The sequence below is a fragment of the Asprobacillus argus genome (genome assembly GCF_032248395.1).
Lineage (GTDB): Bacteria > Bacteroidota > Bacteroidia > Flavobacteriales > Flavobacteriaceae > Polaribacter > Polaribacter argus.
On record NZ_JAVTTO010000002.1, the window covers coordinates 218,682 to 235,264 of the forward strand.

General features: G+C 36.0%; 17 protein-coding genes. 4 read left to right on the top strand and 13 right to left on the bottom strand.

The window, feature by feature from the left end; translation table 11 throughout:
- The 12 genes from RQM59_RS04695 to RQM59_RS04750 form a co-directional block, all read right to left on the bottom strand.
- Nucleotides 1-2,154, bottom strand: coding sequence for an STT3 domain-containing protein (locus RQM59_RS04695; protein ID WP_349240924.1), 2,154 nt, complete (start codon nt 2,152-2,154; stop codon nt 1-3).
- 229 nt (nt 2,155-2,383) lie between these two features.
- Nucleotides 2,384-2,587, bottom strand: coding sequence for a hypothetical protein (locus RQM59_RS04700; RefSeq protein ID WP_349240925.1), 204 nt, complete (start codon nt 2,585-2,587; stop codon nt 2,384-2,386).
- Between the two features lie 132 nt (nt 2,588-2,719).
- Nucleotides 2,720-3,508, bottom strand: a complete 789-nt coding sequence (locus tag RQM59_RS04705; RefSeq protein ID WP_349240926.1) for a PhzF family phenazine biosynthesis protein — start codon at nt 3,506-3,508, stop codon at nt 2,720-2,722.
- Nucleotides 3,509-3,515: 7 nt separating this feature from the next.
- Nucleotides 3,516-4,016, bottom strand: coding sequence for a nuclear transport factor 2 family protein (locus tag RQM59_RS04710; RefSeq protein WP_349240927.1), 501 nt, complete (start codon nt 4,014-4,016; stop codon nt 3,516-3,518).
- Nucleotides 4,017-4,064: 48 nt separating this feature from the next.
- Nucleotides 4,065-4,772 carry a ZIP family metal transporter gene (locus tag RQM59_RS04715; RefSeq protein ID WP_349240928.1) on the bottom strand — a complete coding sequence of 236 codons (708 nt, stop codon included), beginning with the start codon at nt 4,770-4,772 and terminating at the stop codon, nt 4,065-4,067.
- A gap of 50 nt (nt 4,773-4,822) precedes the next feature.
- Nucleotides 4,823-5,422: a hypothetical protein gene (locus RQM59_RS04720; protein ID WP_349240929.1), complete on the bottom strand. Its 600-nt coding sequence runs from the start codon at nt 5,420-5,422 to the stop codon at nt 4,823-4,825.
- A gap of 42 nt (nt 5,423-5,464) precedes the next feature.
- Entirely contained in the window at nt 5,465-5,872 is a 408-nt protein-coding gene (locus RQM59_RS04725; RefSeq protein ID WP_349240930.1) for a gamma-glutamylcyclotransferase family protein, read from the bottom strand.
- A gap of 7 nt (nt 5,873-5,879) precedes the next feature.
- Nucleotides 5,880-6,233: a hypothetical protein gene (locus RQM59_RS04730; protein ID WP_349240931.1), complete on the bottom strand. Its 354-nt coding sequence runs from the start codon at nt 6,231-6,233 to the stop codon at nt 5,880-5,882.
- 15 nt (nt 6,234-6,248) lie between these two features.
- Nucleotides 6,249-6,833 (bottom strand): hypothetical protein, encoded by a 585-nt coding sequence (locus RQM59_RS04735; RefSeq protein WP_349240932.1) that lies wholly within the window; start codon nt 6,831-6,833, stop codon nt 6,249-6,251.
- On the bottom strand, nt 6,830-7,414 hold the full coding sequence (locus tag RQM59_RS04740) for a hypothetical protein (RefSeq protein WP_349240933.1): 585 nt from the start codon (nt 7,412-7,414) through the stop codon (nt 6,830-6,832). Before RQM59_RS04740 ends, RQM59_RS04735 begins: the two co-directional genes overlap by 4 nt.
- A 96-nt stretch (nt 7,415-7,510) precedes the next feature.
- Complete coding sequence (locus RQM59_RS04745; RefSeq protein WP_349240934.1) at nt 7,511-8,011, bottom strand: hypothetical protein; 501 nt, start codon at nt 8,009-8,011, stop codon at nt 7,511-7,513.
- Between the two features lie 69 nt (nt 8,012-8,080).
- The gene (locus RQM59_RS04750; protein ID WP_349240935.1) at nt 8,081-9,097 is read right to left on the bottom strand and encodes a helix-turn-helix domain-containing protein; all 1,017 of its coding nucleotides are present in this window, start codon (nt 9,095-9,097) and stop codon (nt 8,081-8,083) included.
- Between the two features lie 389 nt (nt 9,098-9,486).
- Here RQM59_RS04750 and RQM59_RS04755 point away from each other — a divergent pair, with 389 nt between their 5' ends.
- Entirely contained in the window at nt 9,487-9,834 is a 348-nt protein-coding gene (locus tag RQM59_RS04755) for a hypothetical protein (protein WP_349240936.1), read from the top strand.
- Between the two features lie 191 nt (nt 9,835-10,025).
- Here the strand turns inward: RQM59_RS04755 and lysA are convergent, their stop codons facing one another.
- A complete protein-coding gene (gene lysA, locus RQM59_RS04760; RefSeq protein WP_349241457.1) occupies nt 10,026-11,231 on the bottom strand; it encodes a diaminopimelate decarboxylase in 1,206 nt (401 codons plus the stop codon).
- A 213-nt stretch (nt 11,232-11,444) separates the two neighbouring features.
- Between lysA and RQM59_RS04765 the strand changes: the two genes are divergently transcribed.
- From RQM59_RS04765 to RQM59_RS04775, 3 genes are read left to right on the top strand one after another with little or no spacing between them, the layout of a single operon-like run.
- On the top strand, nt 11,445-13,301 hold the full coding sequence (locus tag RQM59_RS04765; RefSeq protein WP_349240937.1) for a DNA topoisomerase IV subunit B: 1,857 nt from the start codon (nt 11,445-11,447) through the stop codon (nt 13,299-13,301).
- Nucleotides 13,298-13,873 (top strand): hypothetical protein, encoded by a 576-nt coding sequence (locus RQM59_RS04770; protein WP_349240938.1) that lies wholly within the window; start codon nt 13,298-13,300, stop codon nt 13,871-13,873. Before RQM59_RS04765 ends, RQM59_RS04770 begins: the two co-directional genes overlap by 4 nt.
- A 34-nt stretch (nt 13,874-13,907) precedes the next feature.
- Nucleotides 13,908-16,583 carry a DNA gyrase/topoisomerase IV subunit A gene (locus tag RQM59_RS04775; protein WP_349240939.1) on the top strand — a complete coding sequence of 892 codons (2,676 nt, stop codon included), beginning with the start codon at nt 13,908-13,910 and terminating at the stop codon, nt 16,581-16,583.

Here is a 16,583-nt window from a genome sequence, read left to right on the forward strand (position 1 = left end):
TTATTTGTTATCGATATCATACGCGTTTCCTGTTACTTTCCATATTTGATATTGAGGAGTATTTAACATCACTGGCTTAAAATGAGGCGATTTTTCTTGGAGCAAGTATAGTCGCGCTAAGGTGGTTTGAGCCATTTCTTTAGACATGGCAGCACCAAAACCTACTCTTTGATCCCATTGAAAGACAAACCGATTGTCTTTTCCACCATTATTTAATTCTCTGGGCATAGCAAACGACCTTCGTTTAATGGTATCACCTGTAAAAGTGGCTAAGGATCGAAAGTATCTCTTTTGATTGAAGTACTTCATAATACCCGTAGTTTGATCTACACTCGATTGATGATTCTTAATCAAGTTACCCTGCTCTTTTAAGGCATTAAAAGTCAGAAATAGTGGCAACCCTTTTGTTTTTCCTGTTTTAAGATCTGAATTACCTTGTTTAAACCAGGCCGCCGTTTGTGTCATCTTGTAATGAATAAACAAATAGACATCTTTCGCATCTTTTGGAAATAAGAAAGCGATCCATTGTTGTGGTGTTTTTAGTTTGTCAGATGTAAGAGAAGTACCTTGTTGTTGCTTTGCTATCAGCCATTTTTCTGCATCAGCAGGATCTAGCGCAAATAACGAATTCAGTATGTTGAATGTGTTCTCTACACCAGAAAAAGTAGTATAGAGTGTCTTCATTCCTTTTATACCATGTTTATTATAAAATCGAATAAAATTGGCTGACACCGCTAAATTATTAGCAGCAAAAGGAAAAGCGTTATAAAAATAGAGCTCACCATCGCTGAACTCTCCATCAGCATAGGTTCCCCGGTCTAGATAATATTGAATTTGATATCCTAGATCCCATTCTGTCCATATGTTAGCATCTGTTGGCGTAAAATTATCTAATGCACTTAACAGATGTACATTATCTGCAGCGGCAGGCTTTACAAAGTTATGTGTGATCTTTTTATAGGTACTTGAAATACCAATGATGAGCACCAATAATGTGAGTCCATATGTAACCTTTATCGGAACTCTTTTGTGTAAATTGTATAGGATTTGAATACAATATCCAATTCCAATAGCCAGGATTGGAGCAGAAAACAACATGAATCTATTTCCTGCAAATAATGGTGCTATTGCCAATAATAAAGGGATACTTAAAAATAACGCTCTTAATTTTAACTTCCAGCATAATGCTACAATTCCAATAAGCATGGATATAAATAAAAATGTGCTATTTGATGTCTGTTCTATGAAGTATGTGAAACTGGTAGCATCTAGTTCAGCTACCGACATATTATTGGGAAATACTGTTGTTGTAGTTCCTGATAATAGTGTAAAATAAGATGCAATTTGATCTCCAGTAAAATAGATACCTACTAAAATGATCAATGCAAGGACACTGTATTTTAAAAGTACCTTTCTTGTTTTATAAAAGAATACTAAAGCTACGGCCAACGGAACGATGGCAGATAACACGACAACACTGGTAGCTGTGTTCCACCATGTATAGAATAAGAAAGAACTGAGAATCCCTAAGATGAGGTAGGTATATCGTTTTTTTGTTTCCAACATGGCGAATTGATAAAACAGGTAGCTGTTTAATAGCACAAAGATCACATTCATACAATCTGTGTCAAATACACCAATACGGGTTCTAACAACATAGGTTAAAGATATGATGGAAAATACAGCAGCTGTTAACGATGCCACGCGATTAAAGTTCAACCGTCGACAGAAAAAGAAGACCAAAGGAGCTAATAACGAAGCTAAAAAGATAGGAAGAAAAATAGCTACTGTAGCGATTGGGGTATTCATGATACTACTTATAGATGCTGCTAGAACAGAGAGCAGCGGAGGAATTATAGGAACCTCTTTGCCATTAGGAACTCGACTCTTTTCTTGTAGATTGTCATAGTCTCCGTTCTGCACCTCTTTGGCAATTTCTAGGTAATAATAACTATCAAAATTCCCCATTTGATATTCTCCTTGAAACTGAAAAGCGGTCTTATTCTTTTTCCAAACAGAGAAATCTTCATAGCGCAAGAAAATTGCAAATAGTATGATCAATCCTAATCCAAGCCTAGATAACCATAATATATTGATAGAATTTTCTTTGGGAAGCGCATTTTCTGTTGTAACGTTTGTGTTTTTTTTTGCCATTTTTTGTACGGGTTGCACTTGAATAAATCAAACTATTGACCATACTAAGGTTCGGCTAATCCAGCGATTTTTGAGAAATAAAAGATCTTATGTATTCTGATATTTGTTTTTTGTAACAAACGGGGTTCTAATTGTAATGAAATGCACGGCGTTTTTTGAAAACAAGTTATGTACAATGTACTCTCAACAACATTGTACATAACTTTTGAGCAATGCAAAGTGTAAATTTTTAGGCAGCGTAATGGTATTTTGTATCTTTTTTCATATAACTTTTTACAACGCCTTTTTCTTTTAGCTCATCTAGAATGGTGTATAATTTTAAGATCATCGGAACGGAGTCCATTCTCTTTAAAAGTTGAAACGTAGTTAAGTGTTCTTTATTCAATGCTGACAACACTGATAATTCTCTATTGGTAAAATTCGCCTGTTTCATGGTATATAGTTTTAAATGGATACCCTAAAATTATCCAGAAGAAGAGGTTTATACATGAAAATTAGATGGAAAGAAATGTTCTTTATATGAGTGACTTAGATGACAAGTTGAATACCATTCATCGAAAAAAAATCAGGATATCCAGCAAGATCCAATGGCGTAGGTTTTGGCTTGACCAGTTATAAGAACTCGAGTGCCCTTGTTTTCACAATACAGGGTGCCTCCTCTTTCAGAAAGTTGAAAAGCAGTAAGTTGTTTCTTTTGCAGTCGTTCTGACCAAAAAGGAATCAGAGAGCAATGTGCAGATCCCGTAACTGGATCCTCCAGAATAGAAGCCTGAGGTGTAAAAAAGCGAGATACGAAATCACTTTGTGTCCCTTTGGCCGTTACAACGACTCCACCAGGATCTAAATTGATCCGATCCAGGTATTGTCTATCTATCTGTATATTTTTGATATCTTCTTCCGAATCGTAAACCAATACATAATCTCTAGAGGCATAAATCTCCTTAGGTTGAATACTTAGTGCTTTAGAAATGTTTCCTGGTAATATGGCAGCTTCAGGGATTCTAGATGGAAAATCAAGTGTATACATGTTATTGTTTATCGTCACTTGTAAAGGACCGCTTACTGTCTCAAATTTGATCGTGTTTGATGGATATTCTAATAGCGTATGTAAACAATGTGCAGTAGCTAATGTCGCATGTCCACAGAGATCCATTTCAATCTCTGGAGTAAACCAACGGAGGTGTATATGTGCTCCAAGATCAATAAAGAAGGCAGTTTCAGCAACCGCATTTTCTTTAGCAATCTGTAATAAGGTTTCGTCAGGGAGCCATTCGGTTAAAGGAACAACACAGGCAGGGTTTCCCTCAAATATAGTATCGGTAAAAGCATCTATTTGATATAATGGGAGTTTCACCAGATTTTTATTTTAGAGCATCCCATTCGGCCTTGGTACCATTTGTTTTCTGATATTCCATGACACCGAACCATTTGCCTTCTTTCTTCACTAAAAGCATTTCAAAATGTACAATATAGGTTCCTGTTACTTTATGATCGGCATCTCGGGTGGTAAAATTAAACATTCCGGTTTCGTGCGCCGTAGTTCCATTTCCGATACGCTGTGAAAATCGAAATTCGGCAGTATCATTTCTATTTCCTGCTTTAGTCTCGTCAAAGCCTTTTTTCCAACCAGACAAAGCATCGGCAATAGGCATAGATCGTTTATTGTCACCAGAAGCAAAGATCACTACCGCATCTGGATGATACATGGCTCCATAGCCCTTATAATCTCCCTCTTTTACCGTTTTGGAGAGCTGAGTCCAATAGGCATCAAGCTCTGCTAAACGTTTTGTCTCTTTTGCTGTTTGTGCAGAAATAGTCAGTGCACTGAAGAAGAAAATAATAGGGAGAATTGCTTTTTTCATGATAGATGTGTGTATATCAACGAAGATAGCAAAAACCAATAAAATGCATTACACTAATTTTTCTCCGATGATCCCAACTAAGAAACCTAAAGAAGCTCCCAAAGAAGTTAGGTAGTTCTTCTCTAATTTACTTTCCGGAATGATATCCTGAATCAGCAAGTATAAAATTCCACCACTTGCAAATACCATTAAATGTGCGGTAAGATCTGGATGTTTGCTCAAGAAATAGTGTCCGATCAAGGCACCAATAATTCCTAGAAAACTTAAAAAGAAAAAGATGATCAATATTTTTTTCGCTTTGAATCCACTTTGTGCTAAATCTCGAAAGGCATTAAATGCTTCGGGTAGATTTTGTAAACCTATGAACACTGCTAATAAAGTAGCCATTTCAGGTTCAATAGCGAATACAGCTCCCAGAGCTATAGATTCGGGGACAAAGTCCATCATCATGGCGAGTAGGGTAGCAGTTTGTCCACCTTTTTTAGCCAAGTATTGATCGATACACATAAACAATCCAGCTCCAATTAAAAAAGAAGAAGCCATCGGAATCAATTCTAATTCTTCCATCCCTTTGGGTATTAAAACCAGTGCAATGGCCGATAAAATAATGCCAGCACCAAAAGACATCAGTGTATGGACGATTTCGTATTTCACCGGACTTTCTTTCACATGGTGATTAAAAACATTGGCAAGGATTCCACCGATAAATACAGTAATTCCTGCAAAACCTGAGAATAAGATCAAGTTGGTAAGCATAGTAGATTGTTTAGTAGTTGTTTGTTGTATCTAAGGTAAGCATATTTTATTCATTCTTTTACTTCGAATGAAACTGTAGCTTTTAAAGGAATACCCGATTCAGATGGAACTAATGTTATTCCTGCTTTTTGAATTCGATCTGATTTCGTCGGCTGAAAAAGTAACTTTGAATAGTGTGTGTTTTTAATTTCGAGGTCAACTTTTGCAGATAATCGTTTACTGTACAAAATTCCTTTTGGTTTAAATTCAATGGAATCTTTGATGGTTTCTTTGGCGCTTTCAGTAAAAGGTTTTACAACAATCCTTTGATTTAAATACTTCGTTAAAATCAAATATTTTACTGTTAGAAGTAAAACTATGTGAAAATTAAAACCAAAATGGATAGCGCCAAATTGCCAAGAGAAATGTGCATTAATGAATTGAGAAAAATCATAAACGTTGTTTTCAAAAACTACATAAGGTATTTGAAGAACTATCCAAATTATACCTAAATAATAGAATTTATATTGCTTAGAGAAGAATAAGATTGCACTAATAATTCCTAAAACTCCCACCAGAACTGTTATTGAAGTTAAACTAGTGGCATGACTATATATATTTAACACACTAGAAATTAGTGCAAATCCATAAAAAAAGCGTAAGATATCCATAGTGTTTAGTAGTCGTTTGTTGTATCTAAGATATGGAATATATTATTCAATATTCTTTTTTATCTTCTCTAGATAACTTTCAGGAAAACCTAGCTTTTTTGCTAATTTATATAAGGAGGCTGCATACACTGGATTTGTACCACTTAAGGACGCTTCAGGTAAATTATAACACAGTGCTTTTATTACACCACCAGATGCTACATGGACCATAACTTCCTCTGGAATATAATCCGCCACACTCGGTGCTGCATAGAGTTTGGCAAGAGATTCTTGATCCGCTGTTATAACCACTCCATAGGATCGTTCATTTGTACTTGGAATCAATGAAGCACGATTGCCAATTTTCAAAGCATAATCTTGCAAATATCCTTTTTGGAGACTGGATGGATAGATTCCGCTCCTTGCTAGTATCGCTGTATCCATAAATAATCCATAGAAAAATACGTTCATAATTGGCTCATTTAATCTTTATGTATTCAGAATTTAAATCTCTAAAGATCACAATTCTTGGTTTTCCATAGAAATAAGGTCTGTAAAAACGAGTACCAAACCCTTCATTATCAAAAGAAAAATCTATTCGTGATCCATGTAAAGTATAGGTTCCCTGTCCCCAGGTCTCACTTATAAAAGTATTGTCTTCTTTTAAGATCAATGTTTGACCATGTTCAATTCCATTTGTAGCAAAGGGATCTTTTATGCTGCTTTTATAAGTTCCTACTATCAGGAATTTTGGAAAGAATGAATTATAGAACAAAGTAATGACGATAAAGACTGCCGTTATCAATAAAATTTTTTTCTTAGCTCGTGTCATTATCAATCTTTCTAATTAAACATTTTCTTGTATTTTTTCCTTTAGTAATGCCCTCAAACCTAGAACTAGATTTTCATCCAAAGGGTTAAGATGAATAACTTCGTAGGGTAAACGGTAGTCTTGAAACTTTGAGAAAATAAATATATAATCACCTTTGCTTTTAAAGCTAGAATAGTACTGCCAATTATGATGTCTTTTGGTATCGTGATTTTCAACAGAAATACCATCTTCATTGATAATATAAATAAGTTTATCGCCTTGTTTCTGGTAACTTCTTATCCTAAAGGAAAACAGTTCTTTAGTTTTTCTTTTTTGTTGATAATATGTATTAAATAAAAAAAGAGAAATAAAAAGTAGGGCTGCTCCTATTCCAATAGTAATGCCGTAGTTATACATAGTTACATCTTTATATTCACCTACGGAAGTTATATTTGCAATATCGTAACCACTTTTTATCCCCGCATAAAGTATTATGATGCCTATAATTCCGAAAAAACTTGGAATAATTCGAGCACGTTTGCTATAGAAATTCCAAATGATATTTTGACTTTTTAGTAAGTATTCGGATGCATTTTCATATTCTAAAAAAAAGTTTTTCATTCTTTTATTTCAATTTCTATGGTATTACTCTTCAATTCAATATTAGGAACCTTGCTAAATAGTTTTTTTAGTTTAGTATTTTCCTCGCCATCGCCAAGGTAGTTATCTAGTTTTGTCGATTTTGTTGAATAATGAAAAGTTATCTTGTATGTACCCGGAGATTTAAAATTTTCTTTTCTTTGAATTTCGTACGAACCAAAGAAACTATAACCTTTAGTTGACTGATAAGGGTTGAATGATTCGCCTGGCTTTACTAATTTAAAGTCACCAACTCTTAATGAATTCATGTTTCCACAACGTCCAACCATCGGGGAAGGAACATTTTTTGGTTTGTCAATTTTATAGTAACAGTATGGACTCCTCCATTTTACTTCCGAAGCATCTAAGCTTCCTATTAAATAAACGTCTTCTCCTGAATTGTTTGTGATTGACACAGCTATTTGAGGAGTTTCTCCTATGCTATATACTTTTTTGGTCGCCTTAATCGTACATTCATACCTTTCAGAATCTAAAATCTTTTCATTCGACAATCCAAATAGTGTTAACATTAAGATACTTAATATGCCTATTTTTATTTTCATATCAATTCGAGTTTCATTTATAAATAAGATCCATAGTGATAGTCAACTAAGTTGATCTAAAGATAACCATTCTATCGGAATTTTTTGATAACAAAATCACCTACGTTTCACATACTTCTCCTTAAAACGAAGTGTCCAGGTTTTTCCTTGGTCGGTAGAATGTTCGCTAGTACGAATCAAGACTCCTTTTCCACTGGGAATAAAAGCTTGCCGCGACAATACTTTCTTTCCATTGTCTAACACAAAGGTTTTATACATATACCAAATCTCATTTACTTTTTTACCTTCCCAGGTTTGAAACAAACCGTCTACAGATATCCATGCAAAACCCCATTGCTGAGTACGACCGTCCCAAGCTCGCCACGCTTTTGAAAAGCTACCTCCAGCACCGATCCACACTTCCTCAAAAGATTCTTTATATAAACCTTGGGTAACTATAAAACTGGGGAGTTTTTCTAAGGTGTCATTCACTTCTTTATACCATTCTCCCACCCAATCTTTATAATAAGATTTGTCTGTAGCGTTGGTTTTTTGAGCAAGCAGCATAGTTGTTGAGATAAAACAGATACAACATACAATGTTTTTGAAAGTCTTCATAAGAGAGTTTTTAAGTTTTACTCCTCAAAAAGAAAACTATTTCTACACAAAATCTCCCTGTTTTATAAATCAGGAACTCTTTTTCGCTAAAAATTGTGCGCGATACCCAGAAGGAGTTACTTGGGTAATCCTTTTAAAGGCATGATTAAAGGCTGATAGGGAAGAGAATCCACTTTCTAAGGCAATACTAATGATCTTCTTAGAAGGTTCTTCCAGTAGTTGTCGCTGGGCTTGTTGTATCCGTAGAGAATTGACATACTGCGGAAAGCTCATTCCATAGCTTTGATTGATCACTCCCGAGACCAAATGATTGGAAACTTGTAAAACCTCTGAAATATCAGAAAGCTTTAAACCGTCTTTTAAATACCATTTCTGATGGAGTAAGAGTTGTTCAATTTTTTGTTGTACCTGTTCGGTTTTTTCTGAGTTGAGTTGTAGGTTTTGGTATTTGATCGCCTTTTTTCCTAATAATGCGGATAGCTGACCGTTAAAGGCGAGATAAGCAAATAGATAGACCGTAACAATTAACAACAATGCCGTGACTAGATAAAAAGGAAAATCAACCATAAAATACAATACGTTCATCAGTACGATTGAAAAGGTAGCAGTAATCAAACTATAACTCCATTTTTTAGATTCTCTGGAATCTATGGTATGTTGCAATGCACGCACCAAATACACGATTGGATGCACTTGTATCAACCAGTAAATAGTCAACCAAAAGGAAGGATCAACTACCTGACGTAATGGATAACCACCTACTAATAAGATAAACGAAGGAATAAAATGAACCCAGTAATGAGGTCTAGCTACTGACTTGGCAGTCATATAATTTTTGATGTACAACCAGATAACCGGACCCATGGCTAGAAAAGCCGCATGCATTATATTAAAATAAACATGCACCACAGCTTCTGGGGCATACTCCTGAATGACTAGTTTTCCTAAACGGATAGCTACTAAAAGGAAGAATATTCCCAAAAACAAATGGGCTTGTCCTTTGTCTTGCTTTTTAGAAAGTAGTAATACGCCTAAAAATAAGCTTGCTGAAATACCTACCAGGGAAAAAGCTATGAGATAGTTCATCTTGTAAACATACTATTTAATTTAAAAGTAGATGTATTGTGTTGGTCTATTTACAGGAATGGATTAGGCTTTTTGTTGTAAAATCTATTGATTGTCAAATAAATGTTAATCAAAAACAGGATTTAGTACAATTTATTTTGTCAACAGATTTGTAAATGCTTAATATGCAATTCCGAGGTCCTTTCTTATACCTGGAATTAGAGCTATCATGCATAAATATCCAGGACTAATGACATTCTTTCATAATTCAGGTCATTAATTCTTCAATTTTATATCGTAATCAAAACAAATTATTCGATTAAGTAGCTACGGTAAATGTTCATTACAAAAGGCGGAATCCGAAAAGCCAATTCAAATAGAGTAGGAACTATAACTTAATATGTAAGATTATGTGTCAAGATAATAATAAAAATATCGTTCGTGATTTAACCAAGGGGCAAGGAGAAGCTCATGCTTCTAATGTACAAGCCTTTCAATTTCACTCAAGTACCTTAGCCGCACAAATTTCGGCATGTGTTAGCGCAAAATATGATAATGGTCAAATTTGTGTTAATTTCCCAATTGTTGGTGATATTTGTTTTAGCGTTCCACTAAGTATTCCAGTTGATGCTACTGTTAAGGTATGTATGGAAACTTGTGGTTTCAGATTTGGGGTACCTCCTTTTGATGGAATAAAAGCAACTGTATATTTCCAGGGTAGTGCCATCTGGTCTGGAGTTATCTATGGTTCTTGTTAAACATTGTTCAATTTCGACAATATTTCATAAGTCAAATTCAAACTTCAAGCGAGCTTTTTAAAAGTTCGCTTTTTTTATAAGTGGAAATAGGTAAGAAGTATGGATTACGGTTATCGAAAAGCTGTAACTAAAAAAATCTCGTAATGACAGCTTTTGTCAAATAAAAAAGAGAAGCCAAGCTTCTCTTTTCATTACAAATCAACCAAATCCTGGTGTTGTAGGAGATCCTCAAAGGTCTCCCGTCTCCGAATTAAGAAGTCTTTCGTATCGTGTATCATCACTTCCGCAGGGCGGTAGCGAGAATTATAATTGGACGCCATCGAAAAACAATAAGCTCCAGCATTTTTAAAACATAAAACATCACCCTCAGAGATCTCTGCAATCCGTCGGTTACTGCCAAACGTATCCGTCTCGCAGATATAACCCACCACAGAATAATAGCGGTCTCTACCTTCTGGATTCGAGAGGTTACTAATATGGTGATAGGAATTGTACATCATTGGTCGGATCAAATGATTAAAGCCACTATCCACTCCAGCAAATACAGTAGAAGTGGTTTGCTTTACCACATTTACTTTCGACAAGAAATATCCTGCTTCAGAAACCAGGAATTTACCGGGTTCAAACATCAGCGCAATGTCCTTCCCGTACTTTTTGCAAAAGGTATTAAAGCGTTCTGATAATTGCACACCTAATTGTTCAATGTCGGTACAAATATCGCCTTCCTTATAGGGTACTTTAAAGCCACTTCCAAAATCGATAAAGTTAATATTTTTGAATTGATGGGCAACATCAAACAAGATCTCCGTAGCACGAATAAACGTGTCTATATCTAAAATATCAGAACCTGTATGCATATGGATTCCGTTGATATTCATGCCTGTATTTTCAACCACGCGGTGAATATGTGGTACCTGATGAATGGAGATACCAAATTTAGAATCAATATGTCCAACGGAAATTTTGCTGTTTCCACCCGCCATGATATGCGGATTGATACGGATACATACCGGAATATCTGGATGCTTTTGTCCGAATAATTCCAAAATAGATAAGTTGTCAATATTGATCTGAACGCCTTTTGCAGCCACAGCTTCAATTTCATCTAATGAAACACCGTTGGGCGTATAAATGATCTGAGAAGGATCGAATCCTGCGGTGAGTCCCAATTGTACCTCCTGAATGGATACGGTATCCAAGCCAGAATTCAACTGTTTAAAAAATCGTAGGATATTGATATTCGACAATGCCTTTACTGCATAGTTCAGTTGTATGTGCGGTACATCAGCAAACGCGTTCATGATGCGTTCGTACTGACGTGCGATGATCGCAGTATCATACACATACAATGGGCTGCCATATTTTTCAGCCAATTCTAAAAGATGTTCTCTGTTCAATGTTCCTAGTTTAAATCTCAAAAGTAGCTAATAATGCTTGCGAAAAACAAAATGTTTAAGAATATAACAAATTGTTTTATTGCGTTATATTTTTACATGGAGTGTAACGTTCTAAAAAAGGTTGAAAGTCTGTTAATAACTAATCAAACAAGGCATTTTATTTTTTCATGGGATATGCTATTTTAGCATCTATTGCAAAATGCGGACAGATTTATGGCTCAAGAAACAAAGTATACAGAAGATAATATACGCTCGCTCGATTGGAAAGAGCATATCAGGATGCGTCCTGGTATGTATATCGGAAAACTAGGGGACGGTTCTTCTGCGGATGATGGTATTTATATTTTAGTAAAAGAAGTACTGGACAACTCTATTGATGAATATGTGATGGGTGCCGGAAAAACTATTGAAATTTCTATTCAGGGAAACAAAGTAACCGTACGTGATTACGGTCGTGGAATTCCTTTAGGAAAAGTAGTGGATGTAGTTTCTAAAATGAACACCGGGGGAAAGTACGATTCGAAAGCTTTTAAAAAATCTGTAGGGTTGAATGGAGTTGGTACCAAAGCGGTAAATGCACTATCTGCCTATTTTAGAGTAGAATCGAATCGTGATGGAAAGTCCGCTGCAGCTGAATTTGAGCAAGGAAACCTGATGAATCAGGAAAATTTAGACGAGACCACCAGAAGAAAAGGAACCAAGGTTTCCTTTATTCCGGATGAAACCATCTTTAAAAAATATAAGTTTCGAAATGAGTATGTAGCAAAGATGCTGAAGAACTATGTCTATCTAAATCCTGGATTGACGATTGTTTTTAATGGCGAAAAGTTTTTCTCAGAAAATGGTTTGAAGGATCTCCTGGAAGATAATAACAATCAAGAAGATATGCTCTATCCGATCATTCACCTGAAAGGAAATGATATCGAGGTAGCCATTACGCATAGTAAAACTCAATACTCAGAAGAATACCATTCGTTTGTAAACGGACAGCATACCACACAAGGAGGAACGCATCAGGCAGCGTTTAGAGAATCCATTGTAAAAACGGTACGTGAGTTCTACGGAAAGAACTTTGAGGCCTCAGATGTCCGTAAATCGATCATATCAGCCATTGCGATCAAGGTAATGGAACCTGTTTTTGAAAGTCAGACCAAAACCAAATTAGGATCAACCGAAATGGGAGGTGGTCTACCAACGGTAAGAACCTATATCAACGATTTTGTAAAAACACAGTTGGACAACTACCTGCATAAGAATGTAGTGGTGGCCGAAAAGTTGCAAAAGAAGATACTACAAGCAGAGAAGGAGCGTAAGGAGTTATCAGGTATTCGAAAATTGGCTAGAGAACGTGCTAAAAAAGCAAGCTTACATAATAAGAAATTACGTGATTGCCGTATTCATTTAGGCGATACTAAGAAAGAAGCTCATTTAGAAACCACCTTGTTTATTACGGAGGGAGATTCGGCTTCTGGATCGATCACTAAATCTAGAAATGTAAATACACAAGCTGTATTTAGCTTAAAAGGAAAACCATTAAACTCCTTTGGGCTATCGAAGAAGATCGTGTATGAGAATGAGGAGTTCAACCTATTGCAATCCGCATTAGATATTGAAGATGGATTGGAAACACTACGATATAACAATATTGTGATCGCAACGGATGCCGATGTCGATGGAATGCATATTCGATTGTTATTGATTACCTTTTTCTTACAGTTCTTCCCAGAACTGATCAAAGAAGGGCATTTATATATTTTAGAAACGCCATTGTTTAGGGTTCGAAATAAAAAAGAAACACATTACTGCTATTCTGAAGAAGAAAAACGAGCAGCTATAGAAAAATTACGAGGAAAACCGGAGATCACACGATTTAAAGGATTGGGTGAAATTTCACCGAATGAATTTGTACACTTTATTGGAGATGATATCCGCCTGGATCCCGTGATGTTAGACAAGGAGATGTCTATTGAACAGATGTTGCAATTCTATATGGGTAAAAACACGCCAGATAGACAGAAGTTTATCATTGAAAATTTAAAAGTAGAACTAGACATCGTAGAAGAAGTATGAAAAGGAAAGGAATTTTAGTGCTTTGCTGTTTGTATGCAATTCAACTAATAATATCTTGTTGCCCTGATCCAGGGACCTATGAAGTGACACATATTGGAATGCAAGGGAATGCCTTAATGTTTACAAGTCAAGGTTATGAGAATATCGTTGGAGGAACTACCATTAATAAAGAAGATTTAGCTATTTCTGGCTCGTTTGATACGGAGCGGACAAAGATAGCATCGGTGTTTAAGAAAATTAAAGGTTTTGGCTTTGAGAGCGCTATGGCAACAACATGCCCCGATGATGATCTGATATTTAAAACCAATGTAGCATCCATTAAAATAGTAGTTGAAGATATAACGAACAGTCAAGAGGTTGATATATCAAATGATTTTATGGCGACTAATTTTTCAGGTCAATTTTATACACTTGAAGAGTATGTGCAAAATCAAAATGAATTTGATCAAACGTTTACCTTTAGGGTGAGTAGCGTTCAAAATATTCCAAGTCGAGCTATTTTTAAGGTGAGCGCCTTGCTAGATTCAGGAGCGATATTAAGTTTTGCAACCAATGAAATTAATTTCAATTAATGAGATCAATAAGCGTTAAAGAAACGTTTTACATATGAGTGAAGAAATAAACGAAAACGAACACGAAGAAGAGATGATGCCTCAGGGTGAGTCACATCAAGAGGAGACTATTACCAAAGTTACAGGAATGTACAAGGAATGGTTTTTGGACTATGCTTCGTATGTAATTTTAGAAAGAGCCGTTCCCGGAATTAATGACGGGTTTAAACCAGTACAACGTCGTATTATGCATTCTATGAAGGATTTGGATGACGGACGTTATAACAAGGTGGCAAATATTGTAGGGCATACCATGCAGTATCACCCACATGGTGATGCGTCGATTGCAGATGCCATGGTACAGATGGGACAAAAGGAGTTGCTGATAGATATGCAGGGGAACTGGGGGAATATCCTAACAGGTGACCGGGCAGCAGCATCCAGATATATTGAAGCACGTCTATCAAAGTTTGCATTGGATGTAGTGTTCAATCCAAAAACTACCGAATGGCAAGCGTCTTATGATGGGCGTAAAAAAGAACCTGTAAACCTTCCTGTAAAGTTCCCGTTACTATTGGCACAAGGAGCAGAAGGAATTGCAGTAGGACTATCCACTAAAATATTACCGCACAACTTTAACGAGTTGATTGATGCTTCAGTAAAATACTTAAAAGGTCGAAGCTTCAAAATATTACCTGATTTCCTTACTGGCGGAATTGCGGATTTTACGAATTATAATGATGGAAAACGAGGAGGGAAGGTACGTGTGCGTGCTAAGATCTCGCAATTAGATAAAAAGACCTTAGTGGTTTCTGAGATTCCATATGGCACTACCACATCTTCATTGATTGATAGTATCATTAAGGCCAATGAAAAAGGTAAGATCAAGATCAAAAAGATTGAAGATAATACAGCCGCCGAAGTAGAAATATTAATACACTTACCAGCAGGTATATCTCCAGATAAAACGATAGATGCTCTATATGCATTTACCAATTGTGAGAGCTCAATTTCTCCTTTGTGCTGTATTATTGAAGAGAATAAACCTCGATTTATTGGTGTCACCGAGATGTTAAAATCATCTACGGATTATACGGTGGAACTATTAAAAAGAGAACTTGAAATTCAGCTACATGAGCTGGAAGAGCAATGGCATTTTGCTTCTTTAGAGCGTATCTTCATTGAGAACAGGATCTATCGTGATATTGAGGAAGAAGAGACGTGGGAAGGAGTGATCGCGGCAATTGATAAAGGATTGCAGCCTCATATCAAACATTTAAAAAGACCCGTAACTGAAGAAGATATTGTGCGATTAACAGAGATCCGAATTAAAAAGATCTCTAAGTTCGATATTGATAAAGCAAAGCAATTTATTGAAGGATTAGAAGATAAGATCGCGGAAGTAAAGAATCACTTGGCAAAACTAATTGATTATGCGGTAGATTATTTTAAGAACCTGAAATCGAAGTACGGAAAAGGGAAGGAGCGTAAAACGGAGATCAGAATTTTCGATGATATTGTAGCCACCAAAGTGGTAATGCGTAATACCAAACTTTATGTGAATAGAACAGAAGGGTTTGTAGGTACTTCGTTGCGTAAGGATGAGTATGTGGCAGATTGTGCCGATATTGACGATATTATTGTCTTTAGGAAAGATGGTAAGATGATGGTGACCAAAGTGGCTTCTAAGACCTTTGTTGGTAAAGACATTATTCATATTGCTGTCTTTAAGAAGAAGGACAAGCGTACCGTGTACAACATGATGTATCGAGATGGGAAATCATCTGGTGCAAGTTATATGAAACGATTTAATGTAACTGGAGTAACGCGTGATAAAGAGTATGACCTAACACCTGGAAATAAAGGTTCTGTAGTTCATTATTTTTCGGCCAATCCAAATGGTGAAGCAGAAGTAGTTACGATTTTATTGAGAGCTGTTGGAACCATAAAGAAGTTGAAATGGGATATAGATTTTGCAGATCTTGCTGTAAAAGGAAGAGGTGTCAGAGGAAATACCATTACCAAATATGCTATTCGAAAGGTTGAATTTAAATCAGCCGGAGTATCCACCTTAAAGCCTCGTAAAATCTGGTTTGATGATGCAGTACAGCGATTGAATGTTGACGGAAGAGGTGAGTTGTTGGGTGAGTTCAGAGCAGAAGATAAGATTTTAATAGCACGACAAAGTGGAAAGATCAAGGCGGTAACACCAGATCTAGCCATGCATTTTGAAGATGATATGATCGTGTTGGAGAAATGGCGCCCTAAAAAACCAATCTCGGCTATTTATTTCGACGGTGATAAGGAACGTTACTACGTAAAACGCTTCTTAATAGAATCTACCGACAAAGAAGAGATGTTTATCTCAGAACATCCAAAATCGCAATTAGAAATTATTGCAACAGATCATAGACCTATAGCAGAAGTGATTTTTTCCAAACGCTCTTTGGATAATACTGAGGTGAATTTTGAGGATTTTATCGCAATAAAGGGAATTAAGGCTTTAGGAAATCAGCTCACTACAGATAAGATAAAACAGGTTAATTTGTTGGAATCGTTGCCTTATGAAGAGCCAGAAGAGCCTACCATAGAAGATGTAGAAGTCATCGAGGAAGAGGTAATTGAAAGCAAAGAAGCTCCAGTTAAGAAGAAGCCTGAAGTAAAGAAAGAAGACAAGGATTCTCCTGAAAATGAATCGACTTCTGATGACGGCCAAACAACATTATTTTAA